Origin of the sequence: Streptomyces cellostaticus (genome assembly GCF_023630175.1) — a bacterium.
Lineage (GTDB): Bacteria > Actinomycetota > Actinomycetes > Streptomycetales > Streptomycetaceae > Streptomyces > Streptomyces cellostaticus_A.
On sequence record NZ_JALLIN010000003.1, the window covers coordinates 77300 to 92951 of the forward strand.

General features: G+C 72.0%; 18 protein-coding genes, 1 tRNA gene and 2 pseudogenes. 7 read left to right on the forward strand and 14 right to left on the reverse strand.

Annotated elements, in window-relative coordinates; genetic code table 11:
- Positions 1–15 precede the first annotated feature (15 nt).
- The 6 genes from ispD to MXD57_RS02700 all read left to right on the forward strand — a co-directional run bounded on the left by ispD (position 16) and on the right by MXD57_RS02700 (position 6037).
- Complete coding sequence (gene ispD, locus MXD57_RS02675) at positions 16–768, forward strand: 2-C-methyl-D-erythritol 4-phosphate cytidylyltransferase (RefSeq protein ID WP_250399616.1); 753 nt, start codon at positions 16–18, stop codon at positions 766–768.
- Complete coding sequence (ispF, locus tag MXD57_RS02680; RefSeq protein ID WP_250399617.1) at positions 758–1252, forward strand: 2-C-methyl-D-erythritol 2,4-cyclodiphosphate synthase; 495 nt, start codon at positions 758–760, stop codon at positions 1250–1252. The genes ispD and ispF overlap by 11 nt, the downstream gene beginning before the upstream one ends.
- 55 nt (positions 1253–1307) lie before the next feature.
- Complete coding sequence (locus MXD57_RS02685) at positions 1308–1712, forward strand: PPOX class F420-dependent oxidoreductase (RefSeq protein ID WP_250399618.1); 405 nt, start codon at positions 1308–1310, stop codon at positions 1710–1712.
- Positions 1713–1756: 44 nt separating this feature from the next.
- On the forward strand, positions 1757–3157 hold the full coding sequence (gene cysS / locus MXD57_RS02690; protein ID WP_250399619.1) for a cysteine--tRNA ligase: 1401 nt from the start codon (positions 1757–1759) through the stop codon (positions 3155–3157).
- Between the two features lie 96 nt (positions 3158–3253).
- On the forward strand, positions 3254–4195 hold the full coding sequence (rlmB, locus tag MXD57_RS02695) for a 23S rRNA (guanosine(2251)-2'-O)-methyltransferase RlmB (protein ID WP_250399620.1): 942 nt from the start codon (positions 3254–3256) through the stop codon (positions 4193–4195).
- Between the two features lie 153 nt (positions 4196–4348).
- Positions 4349–6037: a DoxX family protein gene (locus MXD57_RS02700; RefSeq protein ID WP_250399621.1), complete on the forward strand. Its 1689-nt coding sequence runs from the start codon at positions 4349–4351 to the stop codon at positions 6035–6037.
- Between the two features lie 75 nt (positions 6038–6112).
- On the opposite strand, the gene MXD57_RS02705 is transcribed toward MXD57_RS02700, so the two are convergent.
- The 3 genes from MXD57_RS02705 to msiK form a co-directional block, all read right to left on the reverse strand.
- Positions 6113–6844 carry a nucleotidyltransferase family protein gene (locus tag MXD57_RS02705; protein ID WP_250399622.1) on the reverse strand — a complete coding sequence of 244 codons (732 nt, stop codon included), beginning with the start codon at positions 6842–6844 and terminating at the stop codon, positions 6113–6115.
- A gap of 30 nt (positions 6845–6874) precedes the next feature.
- Positions 6875–7336 (reverse strand): hypothetical protein, encoded by a 462-nt coding sequence (locus tag MXD57_RS02710; RefSeq protein ID WP_250399623.1) that lies wholly within the window; start codon positions 7334–7336, stop codon positions 6875–6877.
- A 230-nt stretch (positions 7337–7566) separates the two neighbouring features.
- The gene (gene msiK / locus MXD57_RS02715) at positions 7567–8700 is read right to left on the reverse strand and encodes a diacetylchitobiose ABC transporter ATP-binding protein MsiK (protein ID WP_250399624.1); all 1134 of its coding nucleotides are present in this window, start codon (positions 8698–8700) and stop codon (positions 7567–7569) included.
- A gap of 220 nt (positions 8701–8920) precedes the next feature.
- Here msiK and MXD57_RS02720 point away from each other — a divergent pair.
- Positions 8921–8994: transfer RNA gene (locus MXD57_RS02720), tRNA-Thr, on the forward strand.
- 81 nt (positions 8995–9075) lie between these two features.
- Here MXD57_RS02720 and MXD57_RS02725 read toward each other — a convergent pair.
- The 11 genes and pseudogenes from MXD57_RS02725 to MXD57_RS02775 all read right to left on the reverse strand — a co-directional run bounded on the left by MXD57_RS02725 (position 9076) and on the right by MXD57_RS02775 (position 15651).
- Positions 9076–10207: pseudogene (locus tag MXD57_RS02725) on the reverse strand (tyrosine-type recombinase/integrase).
- Positions 10207–10395, reverse strand: a complete 189-nt coding sequence (locus tag MXD57_RS02730; protein ID WP_250399625.1) for a helix-turn-helix domain-containing protein — start codon at positions 10393–10395, stop codon at positions 10207–10209. The pseudogene MXD57_RS02725 and the gene MXD57_RS02730 overlap by 1 nt, the downstream one beginning before the upstream one ends.
- On the reverse strand, positions 10392–11771 hold the full coding sequence (gene repSA, locus MXD57_RS02735; RefSeq protein WP_250399626.1) for a replication initiator protein RepSA: 1380 nt from the start codon (positions 11769–11771) through the stop codon (positions 10392–10394). Before repSA ends, MXD57_RS02730 begins: the two co-directional genes overlap by 4 nt.
- Positions 11764–11952 (reverse strand): hypothetical protein, encoded by a 189-nt coding sequence (locus MXD57_RS02740; RefSeq protein ID WP_250399627.1) that lies wholly within the window; start codon positions 11950–11952, stop codon positions 11764–11766. Before MXD57_RS02740 ends, repSA begins: the two co-directional genes overlap by 8 nt.
- Before the next feature lie 85 nt (positions 11953–12037).
- Positions 12038–12588: pseudogene (locus MXD57_RS02745) on the reverse strand (GGDEF domain-containing protein).
- An 80-nt stretch (positions 12589–12668) separates the two neighbouring features.
- Positions 12669–12983, reverse strand: a complete 315-nt coding sequence (locus MXD57_RS02750; protein WP_250399628.1) for a SpdD-like protein — start codon at positions 12981–12983, stop codon at positions 12669–12671.
- Positions 12984–13006: 23 nt separating this feature from the next.
- Positions 13007–13162 carry a hypothetical protein gene (locus MXD57_RS02755; RefSeq protein WP_250399629.1) on the reverse strand — a complete coding sequence of 52 codons (156 nt, stop codon included), beginning with the start codon at positions 13160–13162 and terminating at the stop codon, positions 13007–13009.
- Between the two features lie 10 nt (positions 13163–13172).
- The gene (locus tag MXD57_RS02760; protein ID WP_250399630.1) at positions 13173–13364 is read right to left on the reverse strand and encodes a mobile element transfer protein; all 192 of its coding nucleotides are present in this window, start codon (positions 13362–13364) and stop codon (positions 13173–13175) included.
- A gap of 16 nt (positions 13365–13380) precedes the next feature.
- Complete coding sequence (locus tag MXD57_RS02765) at positions 13381–14049, reverse strand: DUF2637 domain-containing protein (RefSeq protein ID WP_250399631.1); 669 nt, start codon at positions 14047–14049, stop codon at positions 13381–13383.
- Entirely contained in the window at positions 14049–14240 is a 192-nt protein-coding gene (locus MXD57_RS02770; protein ID WP_250399632.1) for a hypothetical protein, read from the reverse strand. Before MXD57_RS02770 ends, MXD57_RS02765 begins: the two co-directional genes overlap by 1 nt.
- 55 nt (positions 14241–14295) lie before the next feature.
- Positions 14296–15651 (reverse strand): FtsK/SpoIIIE domain-containing protein, encoded by a 1356-nt coding sequence (locus MXD57_RS02775; protein WP_250399633.1) that lies wholly within the window; start codon positions 15649–15651, stop codon positions 14296–14298.
- Between the last annotated feature and the right edge of the window lies 1 nt (position 15652).

A 15652-nucleotide genomic window follows, 5' to 3' on the forward strand; every position in this document is an offset into this window, starting at 1 on the left:
ACCTGACAGGAACCGATGTCTGACGATTCGCGCCCCGCACCCGCGCAGATCCCCGTCGCCGCCGTGATTCCCGCCGCCGGCCGCGGCGTACGCCTCGGCCCGGGCGCCCCCAAGGCGCTGCGCACGCTGAACGGCACGCCCATGCTGATCCACGCGGTGCGCGCCCTCGCCGCGTCCCGCCATGTCTCCCTGGTGATCGTCGTCGCACCGCCCGACGGCGCCGCCGAGGTCAAGTCGCTGCTCGACGCGCACGCCCTGCCCGACCGCACCGACTTCCTCGTCGTGCCCGGCGGGGACAGCCGCCAGGAGTCGGTCCGGCTCGGCCTCGACGCCCTGCCGCCCGAGTACGGCGTCGTCCTCGTCCACGACGCGGCCCGCCCGCTGGTGCCGGTCGACACCGTGGACGCGGTCATCGAGGCCGTGCGCGACGGGGCGCCCGCCGTGGTTCCCGCGCTGCCGCTGGCCGACACCGTCAAGGAGGTCGGGCCCGCGGCCGTCCCCGGCGGACCCGAGCCGGTCGTCGCCACACCCGAGCGCTCCCGGCTGCGCGCGGTGCAGACGCCCCAGGGCTTCGACCGGGAGACCCTGGTCCGCGCCCACCAGGCGGTCACCGAGGACGTCACGGACGACGCGAGCATGGTCGAGCGGCTCGGCCCGCGGGTCGTCACCGTCCCCGGCCACGAGGAGGCCTTCAAGGTCACCCGCCCCCTCGACCTCGTCCTCGCCGAGGCGGTCCTGGCCCGCAGGAGGCTCAACGATGGCTTCTGACGCCCCCGTGCTGCCCCGGGTCGGCATCGGCACCGACATCCACGCCTTCGAGGACGGCCGCGAGCTGTGGTGCGCCGGCCTGAGGTGGGAGGGCGAGGGCCCGGGCCTGGCCGGGCACTCCGACGCGGACGTGGTCGCCCACGCCGCCTGCAACGCGCTCTTCTCCGCGGCCGGCCTCGGCGACCTCGGACAGCACTTCGGTACCGGCCGTCCGGAGTGGTCCGGCGCCTCGGGCGTCACTCTGCTCACCGAGGCCGCCCGGATCGTCCGCGAGGCGGGGTTCACCATCGGCAACGTGGCCGTCCAGGTCGTCGGGCCCCGCCCGAAGATCGGCAAGCGGCGGGACGAGGCGCAGGGGATCCTCTCCGAGGCGGCCGGGGCGCCGGTGTCGGTGTCCGGAGCCACGACGGACGGGCTCGGCTTCCCCGGACGCGAGGAGGGCCTGATGGCGGTCGCCACCGCGCTCGTGGTGCGGGTGCACTGAGGGCGTGCGAGGGTACCTGCAGAGTCACCGCAGGCTCGAGGTAGTGGAGGTACCCATGCCCGCCGCCCTGTCCGACCGGCTCAAGTCCCTGCTCGACGGACCCGTCTTCATCGTGGTCGGCACGATCCAGCCCGACGGCAGCCCGCAGCTCTCCCCGGTGTGGGTGAAGCGGGACGGCGACCAGATCCTTTTCTCCACCACCGTCGACCGGCGCAAGAAGAGGAACATGGACCGCGACGCCCGGGTGAGCGTGGTCGTCCAGGACCCGGAGATGCCGTACGTCTACGGGGAGATCCGGGGCACCGCGGAGTTCACCACCGACGGCGCCGACGACCTCATCGACGAGCTGTCGGTGAAGTACACCGGCAAGAGGTACGCGGAGTTCAACCCGGCCTCGGTGAACGACGCCGATCGGGTGGTCGTGCGGATCACCCCGGAGAAGGTCGTGGGCATGTTCTAGCCAACCGGCACGAGGCACCTCTCCGGGCCCACTACCCTGGAGAGGTGACTATTCGCCTGTACGACACCAACGCCCGGCAGATCCGTGACTTCGCCCCGCTCAAGCCGGGTTGTGTCTCGATCTACCTCTGCGGTGCCACCGTGCAGGCCGCCCCGCACATCGGGCACATCCGCTCGGGCCTGAACTTCGACATCATGCGCCGCTGGTTCGAGTACCGCGGCTACGACGTGACGTTCGTCCGCAACGTCACCGACATCGACGACAAGATCATCGCCAAGGCCGAGGAGCAGAACCGGCCCTGGTGGTCGATCGGCTACGAGAACGAGCGCGCCTTCGACGACGGCTACACCGCGCTCGGCTGCCTCCCGCCCACCTACGAGCCCCGCGCCACCGGCCACGTCACCGAGATGGTCGAGATGATGCGGGGTCTCATCGAGCGCGGGCACGCCTACGAGGCCGACGGCAACGTCTACTTCGACGTGCGGTCCTTCCCGCGCTACCTGGAGCTGTCCCGGCAGGAGCTGGACAACCTGCTCCAGCCCTCCGCCGAGGGCGAGACCGGCAAGCGGGACCCGCGCGACTTCGCCATGTGGAAGGCGGCCAAGCCGGGCGAGCCCAGCTGGCCCACCCCGTGGGGCCCCGGCCGGCCCGGCTGGCACCTCGAGTGCTCCGCCATGGCCCACAAGTACCTCGGCACCGCCTTCGACATCCACGGCGGCGGCCTGGACCTGATCTTCCCGCACCACGAGAACGAGATCGCCCAGGCCAAGGCCTACGGCGACGACTTCGCCCAGTACTGGGTGCACAACGCCTGGGTCACCATGGCCGGCGACAAGATGTCCAAGTCGCTCGGCAACAGCGTGCTGGTCTCCGAGATGGTCCGGCAGTGGCGTCCCGTCGTCCTGCGCTACTACCTCGGCACCCCGCACTACCGGTCGATGATCGAGTACAGCGAGGAGGCGCTGCGCGAGGCCGAGTCGGCGTTCGCGCGCATCGAGGGCTTCGTGCAGCGCGTGGTCGAGCTGGCCGGGGGAGTGGTCGAGCCCGCCGCCGAGGTCCCGCCCGCGTTCGCCGACGCCATGGACGACGACCTGGGGGTCCCGCAGGCCCTCGCGGTGGTGCACACCACGGTCCGGCAGGGCAACAGCGCGCTGGCCGCCGACGACAAGGAGGCCGCCGTCGCCCGGCTCGCCGAGGTGCGGGCCATGCTCCGCGTCCTCGGTCTCGACCCGCTCGACCCGCAGTGGGCCGGCGAGAGCGACCGGGGCGAGGACCTCCACGGCGTCGTCGACAGCCTCGTGCGCCTCGTCCTCGAACAGCGCGAGTCGGCCCGCGCCCGCAAGGACTGGGCCACCGCCGACGCCGTCCGCGACCGGCTCAACCAGTCCGGACTGGTCATCGAGGACGGTCCGCAGGGCCCGCGCTGGAGCCTCGGCCCGCGCTGAACCCGCGGGCGATCCGGTGATCGATTGTGCCGTCCGGCCCTCCGGGCGGCACACTGCATAGACGTACGAACACTTCCGTCAGAGAACAGGTAGGTCATGGCCGCGAACAACCGCCGCATGTCCGGCAAGAAGGGCGCGCAGGTCGGCAGTGGCGGCCAGCGGCGCAAGGGTCTGGAAGGCAGGGGCCCGACCCCGCCCGCCGAGATGCGCAAGGGCCACAAGAAGAACCGCATCGCCAACGCGAAGGCGAAGCAGGCCGTGCGCCGCCCGGTGGCCCGGGGCCGCGGCGGCAGGTCCGCCTCCGAGCTGGTCGTCGGCCGCAACCCGGTCGTCGAGGCGCTGCGCGAGGGCGTGCCCGCGTCCACGCTCTACGTGCAGCAGTTCATCGACAACGACGAGCGCGTCCGGGAGGCCCTGCAGCTCGCCGGCGAGCGCGGCGGGATCAACCTCATGGAGGCCCCGCGCCCGGAGCTGGACCGCATGACCAACGGCCTGAACCACCAGGGTCTGGTCCTGCAGGTCCCGCCGTACGAGTACGCGCACCCCGAGGACCTCACCGAGGCGGCCCACGACGGGGGCGAGGCCCCGCTGATCGTCGCCCTCGACGGCGTCACCGACCCGCGCAACCTCGGCGCCGTCGTCCGTTCCGTCTCCGCCTTCGGCGGGCACGGCGTGATCGTCCCCGAGCGTCGCTCGGCCGGTATGACCGCGGGCGCCTGGAAGACCTCCGCCGGTACCGCCGCCCGCACCCCGGTCGCCCGCGCCACCAACCTCACCCGCACCCTGGAGGCCTGCAAGAAGGCCGGCATCACCGTCGTCGGCCTCGCCGCCGACGGCGAGGTGGAGCTCGGTGACCTGGAGGCGCTGGGCGGTCCGGTGGTCATCGTGGTCGGTTCCGAGGGCAAGGGCCTGTCCCGCCTGGTCGGCGAGACCTGCGACCACCGGGTCCGCATCCCGATGCCGGGCGGCGCGGAGTCGCTGAACGCCGGTGTGGCGGCGGGCATCGTGCTGTACGAGGCGGCCCGCCGCCGGAGCTGACGTGACGTCACGCGGACGGGCCTGAACGCCCGTCCGCAACTTCACCCGCACGGGGGAATTCGGGTGTCCGTGGGGTGTTCACGACACCTTTGACGGGGTCCGGACACATCCGCCCGGTCAGGGCAGTGTCCTAACTCCACATCACTCGGTTAGATGAGTGTGGACACCAGAACACCCCGCACACCCACGGGGGACCGCTCGTCGGGGTACGACGACGCTCCCGCGCTGAGCATGGTGAAGGTGCCGAGCGATCCGGCGCAGGTCATCGTCACCCACGCCAGCTTCCGCGTGCAGCTCGGCGCGTCGTCGAGGCGCAGCGAGTCCCCGCGGATCGCCCGCCACCTGAGTGCCGCCCAGGACACCGCCCGTATGCCGTCCATGGGCGCGGCGGGCCGGGCCGGGGCGGCCCGCCGCCGGCGGCCCGTCGTGTGGAGCGGCAGGTCCGCCCCCGACGACACCGGCGCCCACCGGCTGCTCCAGGCCGTGCGGGGCAGCAGCGTCCGCCATGCCGAGGAGACCGGCCTCGAGCCCGGCGCCACGCAGGTCATCCCGCGCGTGGGCGGGGGCTACCCCGACGCCTACGGCGGCCTCGACGGAACCGTGGAGACCCCCGTCGTCGGCCACCAGCGCACCTCCTCCGACGACGGCACCCGGCTGCTGCCGCCCCTGCGCGGCGGCGGCAGCGTGTACGACGAGCCGGGCTACGCCGAGTCGGCCTACGGTGACTCCGGTTACGACCGACCGGCCTACGGCGACGACGAGTTCGACGACCGCGAGGATCCCGCCGAGGCGGCCGGCGACCGCTCCCGCCGCGGCCGGCGGCACAGTGACGACCCGGCCCGGCACGCCTACTACCCGGGCCGCCGGATGAACCTCGGCGTCGTCCTGCTCCCGTTGCGCGTCTTCCTCGGCTTCATCTCCATCTACGCCGGCATGGGCAAGCTGTGCGACCCCGTCTACTTCGACGGCGGCAAGCGCGGCTCCATGGTCACCTGGCTCAACACCCTGCACCCCTGGGAAGTCGCCGAGCCGCTGCGCCAGTTCGCCCTGCACCACCCCATCGGCTCCGGGCTGGTCATCGCCTTCCTGCAGGTGGTCGTCGGTGTCCTGACCATCGCCGGCTGCTGGCAGCGGGTCGCGGCCGTCGTCGGTGCCCTGCTCTCCGCCGCGCTGATCGTCACCGTGAGCTGGAAGACGGTCCCGGCCTACGACGCGCCCGACATCATCTACCTGGCCGCCTGGTCCCCGCTGATCATCGCGGGCGCCCCGGTCTACTCGGTCGACGGCCGTCTCGCGGGCAGCGCCTGGCGCAGGCTCGGGCCCCGTTCGGACATCTGGGAGCTGCGCCGCTACGTCCTGCGCCGCGGTGCCCTCGTCACCGCCGTCACCGTAGGCCTCACCCTGCTCGTCGGCTCCCTGCTGGGCGGCGCGGTGCGCGACTCCGGCCGGGTGGTCGTCCCCCGCCCCGGCGAGGCCCCGCGCAACAACGTGCCCGGCTCCCCGCTCCCGGAGAAGCCCGCCCAGGGCCGGCGGACGTCCCCGCCCGCCTCCAGGGCGCCCAGCAGCAATGCCACCACCGGCCCGTCCGGTACGGCGACCACGCCCGGTGCGAGCCGCACCAGCGCCGGCACCACCACCACGACGCCCAGCCAGACCCAGGGCACCACGGGCCGGGTCCCGCCCCGCCCGGCCTCCCCGGCCGGCGGCGCCCCCAGCACCACGGCGGGCCCGACCAGCACCGGCGGCAGCACGACGGGCGGCGGCGGCTCGACCGGCGAAACCGCTTCGGGCGGCAGCACCTCCTCCGGCCAGCCGGGCCTGGTGGGCGGCCTGCTCGGGTAGCCCGGCCGTACCGACACGCCGAGGGGCCCGTACCACCGTGGTACGGGCCCCTCGACGTGTCGGTACGCGGGTGGGCTACCGCCCCGGAGCCGCCAGTTCCTTGGCCGCCTCGGCCAGGTCCTTCGCGGTGTCGATGGCCCGCCAGTAGGCGCCCTGCGGGATGGGGAAGCCCGCCAGCCGTCGCTCCCGGGCCAGCCGCGGGAACGTCGTCCGCTCGTGGTCGCCCCGCTCGGGCAGCAGACCGGCGAACTCGGGCGAGAACACGTAGACACCCGCGTTGATCTCGAACGTCGACGGCGGGGACTCGATGAAGTCGGTGATGTGCCCGAAGCCGTCGGTCCGAACCGCGCCCCAGGGGATACGCGGCCTGGCCAGTGCCAGCGTGGCGACGGCGTCCCGCTCGGTGTGGAAGTCGGCCATGTCCCGCAGGGAGAAGCGGGTCCAGATGTCGCCGTTGGTGGCGTACCAGGGCCGGTCGGGGTGGGGCAGGTGCGCGGCGGCGTACTTCAGGCCGCCGCCGCGGCCGAGGGGCTCCGTCTCGACGACGGTGGTGACGGACACCGGCAGTTCGGCCGAGTCCAGCCACTTCTGCAGGACCTCGGCGAGGTGGCCGCAGGAGACCACCACGTCCGTCACGCCCTCCTCGGCGAGCCAGGCGAGCTGGTGGCCGATGATCGGAGTACCCGTGCCCGGGATCTCGACCATCGGCTTGGGCCGGTCGTCGGTGTAGGGGCGCAGCCGCGAGCCCTGGCCCCCGGCCAGGACGACGGCTTGGGTGGGGCGCGACGCCGCGTTCGGATGGGTCATGCCCCGAACTGTACGTGGCGCCCCGGCCGCTCAGCCGCGCGCGTTCAGCACGCCGGAGGCGAAGGACGTGTCGCAGACCGGGCGGGCGTACGACTGCGCGCGCGAGGGGCCGTAGATGCGCACGGCGGCCCTGCCCAGGGCGCGGGCGATGGAGCCGCAGTGCCGGGCCAGTGACGGGTGCCCGTTCACCGCCTGCTGGAGGTGGGTGAGGACCACGCCCGGGTTCTTGTCCTGCAGCTCGGTCATCAGCCGGTCACGGAGCACGTCCTGCGGGGCGCGGGGGGCGGCCTTGGAGGAGACGGACGCCGAGGAGACGTCCGAGGCCATGAGCACCGAGCTGGAGGAGCTCCCCGTCCAGTTGACCCGGGTGACCGCGAGGGTTCCGGAGAGCACCAGGACGACGGGCAGGACGAGGGCGAGAGTGCGGCCGATCCGGCGGGCGGGGCCGCCCCGGTGGCCGCGTCGTGTCTGAGGGATGGTGGAGTGCTTCACGCGTGAGAGGGTAGCGCCCGGTAATGATTTGGCGACATTTAGTCACCCTTATAGGGGATGAACTGCCGTCACTTTCTGGGTAAGGGGTTGACGCGCCTCGTCCGAAATGATTGCTCTGCCGGGGTATATCTCCACAGCGGAAGAGGCCCCGCGGCGGTCCGCGGGGCCTCTGACGTCAACCTGACCGGTTCGTCCCGGATTCACCCGGGGGTGCGCGGCCCGGGCGCCGCTCAGTCGGAGAGGCGCTCGCCCGTGGAGGTCGAGAACACATGGGTCTCACCCGGACGCGGCACGACGTGCAGCGTGGCGCCCTTCTCCGGCACCTGGCGGCCGTTGACCCGGACCACCAGGTCCTTGACCTCGCCGCCCACCTCGGCGGTGCCGTAGACGTAGCCGTCGGCGCCCAGCTCCTCGACGACGTTCACCGAGACGGCGAGACCGGCCGGTGCGTCATCGGAGTCCTTGGACAGCGTGGCGGCGGCGCCGCCCAGCTCGACCACGTCGAAGTGCTCGGGCCGGACGCCCACGGTGACCGTGCGGTCGCCCTTGTCGGTGGCGGCCTTCAGCGCGTCCCGGTTCACCGGCACCACGCTGTTGCCGAACTTCACGCCGCCGTCGGCGATCGGCACCTCGACCAGGTTCATGGCCGGGGAGCCGATGAAGCCGGCGACGAAGAGGTTGGCGGGCTTGTCGTACATGTTGCGCGGCGAGTCGACCTGCTGGAGCAGACCGTCCTTGAGCACCGCCACCCGGTCGCCCATCGTCATGGCCTCGACCTGGTCGTGGGTGACGTAGACGGTGGTGATGCCGAGGCGGCGCTGCAGCGAGGCGATCTGGGTGCGGGTGGACACGCGGAGCTTGGCGTCCAGGTTGGACAGCGGCTCGTCCATGAGGAAGACCTGCGGCTCGCGCACGATGGCGCGGCCCATGGCGACACGCTGGCGCTGACCGCCGGAGAGCGCCTTCGGCTTGCGGTCCAGGTACTCCGTGAGGTCGAGGATCTTCGCGGCCTCCTCGACCTTCTGCCGGATCTCCGCCTTGTTGACGCCGGCGATCTTGAGCGCGAAGCCCATGTTGTCGGCGACCGTCATGTGCGGGTAGAGGGCGTAGTTCTGGAACACCATGGCGATGTCCCGGTCCTTGGGCGGCAGGTGCGTGACGTCGCGGTCGCCGATGCGGATCGCACCGCCGTTGACGTCCTCCAGGCCCGCGAGCATGCGCAGGGAGGTGGACTTGCCGCAGCCCGACGGGCCGACCAGGACGAGGAACTCGCCGTCCTCGATCGCGATGTCGAGACCGTCGACGGCGGGCTTGCTGGAACCCGGGTAGATCCGGGTCGCCTTGTCGAACGTGACAGTGGCCATGGTGAATGGGCCCCCTTCTACCGGCAGGAACGTGCCGGACGATCCGTTGTAGGAAGGTGGTTGGTGTAGTCCACCGAAGTGAACCGGCTCAGGACGCTACCTGGCCCGCGGGCGGATTGTCAGTACCCGGAGCTCTGTGAACTTCGCGGAATTTCTCTCCGGGGCCGGGCCCGGACGTGGGTACACTGCACAGGCACGTATGCGCCACGCGTGCGTGCCTGCCTCCTTAGCTCAGCTGGTCAGAGCGCCGCTCTTGTAAAGCGAAGGTCGTCGGTTCGAATCCGACAGGGGGCTCTTACGCTGAACAGCGCGAACGCCCCGGCCGATGATCGGTCCGGGGCGTTCGACATCTACGGGTGACATCAACCGGGGCGGTCACTCACGGTCGATACGACGCCTGAGCAGGCGGTCCATATGGCTGATGGCCTCGCGCTGGGTATCGGACGTCACGTGCGTGTAGACGTCCATCGTGATGCTGATCTGGCTGTGGCCCAGGATCTCCATCACGATGCGGGGCGCGACACCGGCCGCGGTGAGGAGCGTGGCGCAGCCGTGCCGGGCGTCGTGCAGACGGATGCGCCGAAGGCCGGCGGCGGTGGCGATGCGGAAGAACGACCGGTTGATGTTCTGCGGGTCGATCGGGCGGCCGGTCCGGGTGGTGAAGACGTACGCGGACGGGGAGAGCTCGACCCCCGTGAGCCGCGCCGCCTCGGTCTGCCGCATCCGGTGCCAGCGAAGCGCGGCCAGGCAGATCAGCGGGAGGGGCACGGGACGCGCCCGGCCGCTCTTGGTGGTGTCCTCGTAGAGCTCCCCGCCGACGCGCTGCACCTGCTTGCTGACCCGCAACACGCGATGTTCGAGGTCCACGTCCGACCAGCGAAGCCCCAGGATCTCGCCGCGCCGCAGCCCCATGGCGACCGCCAGGACGAAGGCGGCGTACAGCGGATCACGGCGCGCGTGCTCCAGGAACGTCAGCGTCTCGTCGAGCGTCCACGGAGTCAGCTCGCGGCGGGGCACCTTCGGGGCCTCCACGAGCGATGCGGCGTTGCGCGTCACCAGCTCCTCGCGGCAGGCCGAGGTGAGGGCGGTCCTCAGGACGCGGTGTGCCTCCTTGGCCGTGGCCGGGGAGGCCCGGCGCGACACCTCGGCAACGAACGTCCGCACATGGCGAGGACCCAGTGCCTCCAGGGTCTTGGAGCCGAGCAGCGGCACGAGGTAGAGGCGCACGTGCATGGCGTACTTGCTGTACGTCGTCCGCTTGCGGTTGGGCTTGATGAAGTACTCCAACCAGAACGGCAGCCACTCGGCGAGTTTGGCCGACCGGGTGGGGACGGGCACGCCCTGGTCCACCTTGGCGAGCAGTTCCCGGCGCTTGGCGTCGCACTCGGCCCACGCGGGCACGGGTGCCGTCCGGCTGGAGCACGTACACCGCGCACTGGTAGCGGCCGTCCTTGCGCTTGGTGATGGTGCCGGCGCCGTTCGGGTTGCGCTTGCGCTCAGTGGCCATCAGGCAGCCTCCTCGAGCTGGCCGAGGATGAAGTTCTGGACAGCGTCAGCGGGGATGCGCCGAGCACCATCGATCTTGAGGGAGGTCAGGCGGCGAGAGCGGATCAGGTCGTAGACCTTGGAGCGGCCTACCTTCAGGCGGGCCATGACTTCCGGCACGGTCAGCAGCTCGGCGGTTGTGGCCGTCATGCGGCGGCTCCTTCCAGGGCCAGGTGGTCGCGTAGGGCTTCACGGGCGGTCTCGCGGTTGAGCTGGAGGTCGCGGGCGATGGTGGCGGCGAGGGCGGATTCGCCGGGGGTGTGGCCGTGGCCGGCGTACTGCCAGTCGGCGAGGACGAGGACGGTGTCCGGCTCGGTGTCGTCGAGTCCGAGGGCTTCGCGTTCCTGGGCGGCGCGGTAGTCGGCGCGTTCCTGGCGGAGGGCGCCGAGGGTGGTGGAGTAGCGGCGGGACTTGGTGGAGAAGTGGCCGCGGAAGCCGAGCATGTGGGCCCAGGCCCAGAGGCGGCGGTCGGGGTAGAGCGGGTCGAGTTCCTTGCAGGCCGTGATGAGGCGGCGGGTGTGGTCGGGGACCTGGTGGCGGTCGAGTTCGGAGAGTTCGCCGATGCGGCGGTCGAGGCTGCCGGTGTTCTCGGCGGCTTTGGTGGCGTACTTGGCGACGTAGGAGGCGACGGCCTGTTCGGTGATGTCGGAGCCGTCCCCGAAGGCCTTCACGGGGCGGACGTCGAGCTGGGTGCCCCAGCGGAAGGTCCGGGCGGGCTGGTCCTCGGCGGCCGGGACGGAGACCGACGTGTAGGAGTGCGCGGCGGCGGCGCGGATCGCGTCGGCGAGCAGCTGCACGGTGGCCCAGGACGGCGGCGGGGTGTCCGGGCCGTCGGGTCCGTCGAGGCGGATCACGGCGTGGAAGTGCAGGGCACCGCGTTTCTGGAACTCGGCGACCTTGCCGTAGGAGATGCGGCAGTGGTCGGCGAGTTCACGGCGGGAGAGGCCGGCGCGGGCGGCGATCTCGCGCCGGAGGCGGGTGGTGAAGCGCTGCCAGAGCTGTCCGGCGTGGTTGTTGAAGAGCACTGTGCCCGTGTAGTCGTACGTGTCCGGGTCGAGGGCGGTGCCGAGGGTCGGGTCGTCGGCCGGGTGGCGGGTGCCGCAGTGGCAGAGGCTGTGATCGGGCCGGTTGTGGACGCGGCCGAAGGACGGGGCGGTGAGGGTGGTGAAGACGCGGGGGTGGTCGCGGACGGTGGCGGCGATGTCCCTGCGGTCGTCACCGGCGAGGCCGGCGCGGATGAGGTGGTAGGTGTCGCCCGCGTACGTCCAGGCGCAGGCGGGGCAGCGGGAGGCGCGGCGGTTGCCGCAGGCCAGGCGCAGTCGTCCGCCGGGTTCGCCCTCGGTGGAGTAGTGGTGCAGGGTCTCGCCGGTGGTCTTGTCCTTGGTGAGGGTCCAGCCGGTCAGGTGGATGGGGTCGGCGCAGCCTCCGGTGCGGCGGATCTGGTCTTCCCAGCGGTGGTAGTCGGGGGCCGAGGCCACCCTCAGCAGGTCGCCGAGGGTGGTCGGGTCGAGCAGGGTCTCAGGCACGGGCGCCCTCCCGGTCGTGGCGGCGGGTGGGAGTGGTTCCGGTGCCGTGGCAGGTCGGGCAGTGCGCGGTGATGGTGCGCAGGTGGCCGCGGGCGTCGCGGTCGCCGAGGGTGATGGCGACGGAGGCGAAGCCGTCGCAGACCGGGCAGATCCTCGGCGGGGGCGGTGTGTGCTGGGCCATGATGGTGGTTCCTTTCGATTGCGGTTGGAAGGAACGGCCCCGGGTGGCGGCGTGCTTGGCGGCTTGTGCGCCACCCGGCGGCCTTTCAGCGAGAGATGCGCGAGCCCCGGCGGCCACGGCCCTTGGCCGCGTACATGGCCGCATCGGCAGCGGCGAGGGCATCGGTCAGCGACGGCGCGGGCAGCTCGGCGACGAGGCAGGCCCCGACCGAGGCGGCCAGCGGCAGCGACGCCCCGCATAAGGCAGCGGCTCGTGAAGCGCGGCGGTGAGCGCGCCCAGATCAGTGGCGGCCAGGTCGCGGACGACGGCGACGAACTCATCCCCTCCGAGGCGCCCGGCGATGCCGTTGTGTCCGCACCAGGAGCGCAGGCGGTCGGCGGTGGCGGCGAGGGCGGCGTCCCCGGCGGCGTGGCCGTGGGTGTCGTTGAGGGTTTTGAAGTGGTCGAGGTCGACCAGGAGGACGGCGGCGGTCGGGTGCCGGCGGATGAGGTGTTCGGCGCGGGCTGTCCATCCGGCGCGGGTGTGCAGGCCGGTGAGCGGGTCGCGGCGGGCTGTGGCGAGGCGGCGGGTGAGGATGCCGCCGTGCACGGCCCAGCCGAGTAACGGCGCGACGCTCGCGGCGAGCTGCAGATCCATGGCTTCTCCTTGGCGATGGCGGTTGGTTCGGCGTGGGAGGCGGCGGAATGCTTGGCGGCTTGTGCGCCCCCGGCGGCGGGTCAGCGGTGCTTGGTGCCGCTGTTGATCAGCGAGCGGACCACGAGGGCGCAGACGGCGACGGACGCGCCGGTGATGGCGACCGCAAGGAGCATCGAGACCAGGACGGCGCCGACGACCAGGACCACGGCTGTGCCGCCGCCTACGAGGGCAAGGGCAGTGCCCGGGGTGAGCTGGACGCTGGGCCGGGACGGCACCTGCGCGACGGTGGCGGGCGTGGGGGCGGTGTGCTGGGCCACGGTGGTCGGTTCGATGACAGCGGGCGGCGTGCTGACCCCGGTCGGAGTCGGCATGGTGGGGAGCTTCGGGCGGAGCATGGCTGTTCTCCTTCCTGCGCGGGCTACTTGATGAAGCCGTTGATCGCGGGTGCGAGGACGCTGTCGGCGAGGAGGAAGCCGCCAAGGAGCAGGACGGCGACGAGCCAGGCCGGCGGCCGGATGAGCTTGATGCCGAGGTAGCCGACCACGGCGAGGGCGAGCCAGAGCGGGACCTGCACGACGGGCCTCCTAGCGGATGCGGCAGCGGTGGGTACGGGCGGCGAGCTGGGCGGCGGAGGCGCTGGTGTAGTCGGCGGACCAGCCGCAACCGTCGGCGGTGCACACGGCCGCGTGCTTGGTCTGGCCGTGGCGGTCGCGGTGGGTGCCGATCTGCACCGGGCCGATGCTCAGCAGCGAGTGGAAGTGGTCGCGGGCGGGCATGGCGTTGTCCTTCCTGTCAGGCGAGGTGGGCGGCGATGGCATCGGCGAGGTGGGGCGGGACGCCGAGGCGGGCGCGCAGTGTGTCGGTGTCGATCGAGGAGCCGGTGCGGGTGCGGTACTCGTCGGCGACCTTGCGGGCGTGGTCGATGAGGACGGCGGGAACCGCGGGTTCCTGGGTCGTGGTGAGAAGGGCCTCAGGAGCGGGGTCTTCCGCAACCAGTGCCGGTGCGGCCTCAGGCTTCGGCTCGGGTTCTACGACCGGCTCGGGCTCGGTGGTTGCGTCGTCTGGGGTCGAGGCGGGTGCCGGCGGAACTGGCTCGGCATGGTGGGCGGAGTGAGCGAGGAGGGTTCCACCGAGGAAGGCCAGAGCGGGCCATCCGGCGATGCCGAGGCGGAGCAGGCCGGGTGGGTCGTCCAGGTCGAGGAAGCCAGCGGTGGCGATGTTCGCGCCGAGCGAGGCGAACAGAGCGACCAGGAACCAGCACCAGGCCAGCCGGGACGGGCCGTCGCTGCGGAGGCGTCGCCAGGCGGCGACCAGGAGCAGGTCGACGCTGACCGGGTAGGCCCATGCCTTCCAGCCGTCCTGACCGGCAGCGGCGGCCAGGTCGTGGAGGTGGGCGAAGGACAGGGCTCCAGCGATGACGGCCTGGACCAGGACCGCGTCGACGCGGAGCCGGGCGGCCATCAGGCCTCCTCGGCCGACGTGCCGGGCGGCTCGGGCAGCGAGGCGGCCAGGGAGGGGCTGACGGCGTCCACGAAGTCGAGGTCGGCGCCGGCCGTGTCCGCGTAGAGGGCGAGTTGGCCGAGCAGGAGCACGGTGCGGGCGAAGTCCTCGCAGTCGGGGCACATGGCGGTGGAGCTCCCTTCTTCAGGCATGGCAGGGGTAGGGACCTGGCGCGAAGGCGGTCGCGCCGACCGGAGGTGCGGGTGTTCAGGCCGTGACGGGAGCTGTCTCGGGCAGCGGCACCCAGTCATGGGCGGTGCTGGTCAGCACGGGTTGGAAGGCGGCCAGTTCGGGCACGTACGGGGTGCGATGGGCATGCCGGTTGCAGATGTTGACGGCCTGCCGCAGCGAGGTGTGCGGAGCGCGGATGCGGTGCCAGCCACCCGTGGAGTCCCCGGCGATGGCGATCCCGCGCATCTCGGCGGGAATCTGGATCGCGGCCAGGACGGCGTCCGGGGAGATGTCACCGAAGGCCATGTTGGCGCTGGTCTCGTCGTTGACGCGATGGGCGGTGCGGCCGGTGAGCTGGGCTCGGAGCATCGTGATGCCCTTACCGAGTTCCGAGCCGAAGCGCTGTCCGCAGATCTCCAGGTAGATGCCGGCGGCGCGGCCGAGCTGGGCGAGGCGAACCAGGGCCGTGATGATGCGGTCCCGCCGTTTCTCTTCTTCCTTGCTGGCGAAGAGAGCGAGTTCGGCGACCTCGTCGACCAGGACCACGACGGGGGTCGGGCGGAGGTGTTCCGGCAGGTCCCAGATGTCAGCGGCGATCTCCGCATCCGGGACACCCGCGGCGATGCGCTGCTCGTCGCGGATGAGCCGATAGACATCCTGCATACGGGCCACGAGGGCATCGAGCAGTTCGGCGGCAGTGTCGGGGTTGTCGGCGAGCGCCGAGAACCGGCGAGCCAAGGGGAACAACTCCACCCCCTGCTTGCAGTCGATTCCGACAAGGGCGACGTCCATCGGGGCGAGCCCGGCGACCAGGTTGCGTTGGTAGACCGACTTGCCCGACTCAGTGGCACCAAGCGTGAGGGCGTGGGGTATCGCCCGGTAGTCACGGTAGTGGACCGAGCCGTCCGCGCGCAGTGCGACCGGAACCAGCATCGGGCGGGTGTCTGTCTTGGCGGGCATCTGCACCCGCTTGAGCACGTCGTAGCCGGTCATCCGGACCTCTACGACGCCGGAGCGCAGTTCCCGGCAGGTGACGCCGTACATCGAGAACGAGTGCCGCATCCGGTCCGAGGCGGCGGCGATGTCGAAGGCGTCCTGGCCGGGCCGCAGCTTCAGCCGCAGAACCAGACCGGTCCTGGTCGGCCGCAACCGGAGGATGCGCGGCGGGCGGGAGTCCGGCACGAGCCGGTTGGCCATCCGGGCTAACGCCAGCCGCCAGCGGGACGGCGGCGCGGTAAGACCGCAGGCGTCCATGACGGAGCCGTAGCGGACCAGGACTCGCAGCGCCGCGAGGGCGACCCCGAAACTCAGCCAGTACCAGGCGGGACGCCACCACCGCAGCAGGCCCGCAGCAGCGACGACCAACACGAGCGCGACCGATAAGGCGGTCACG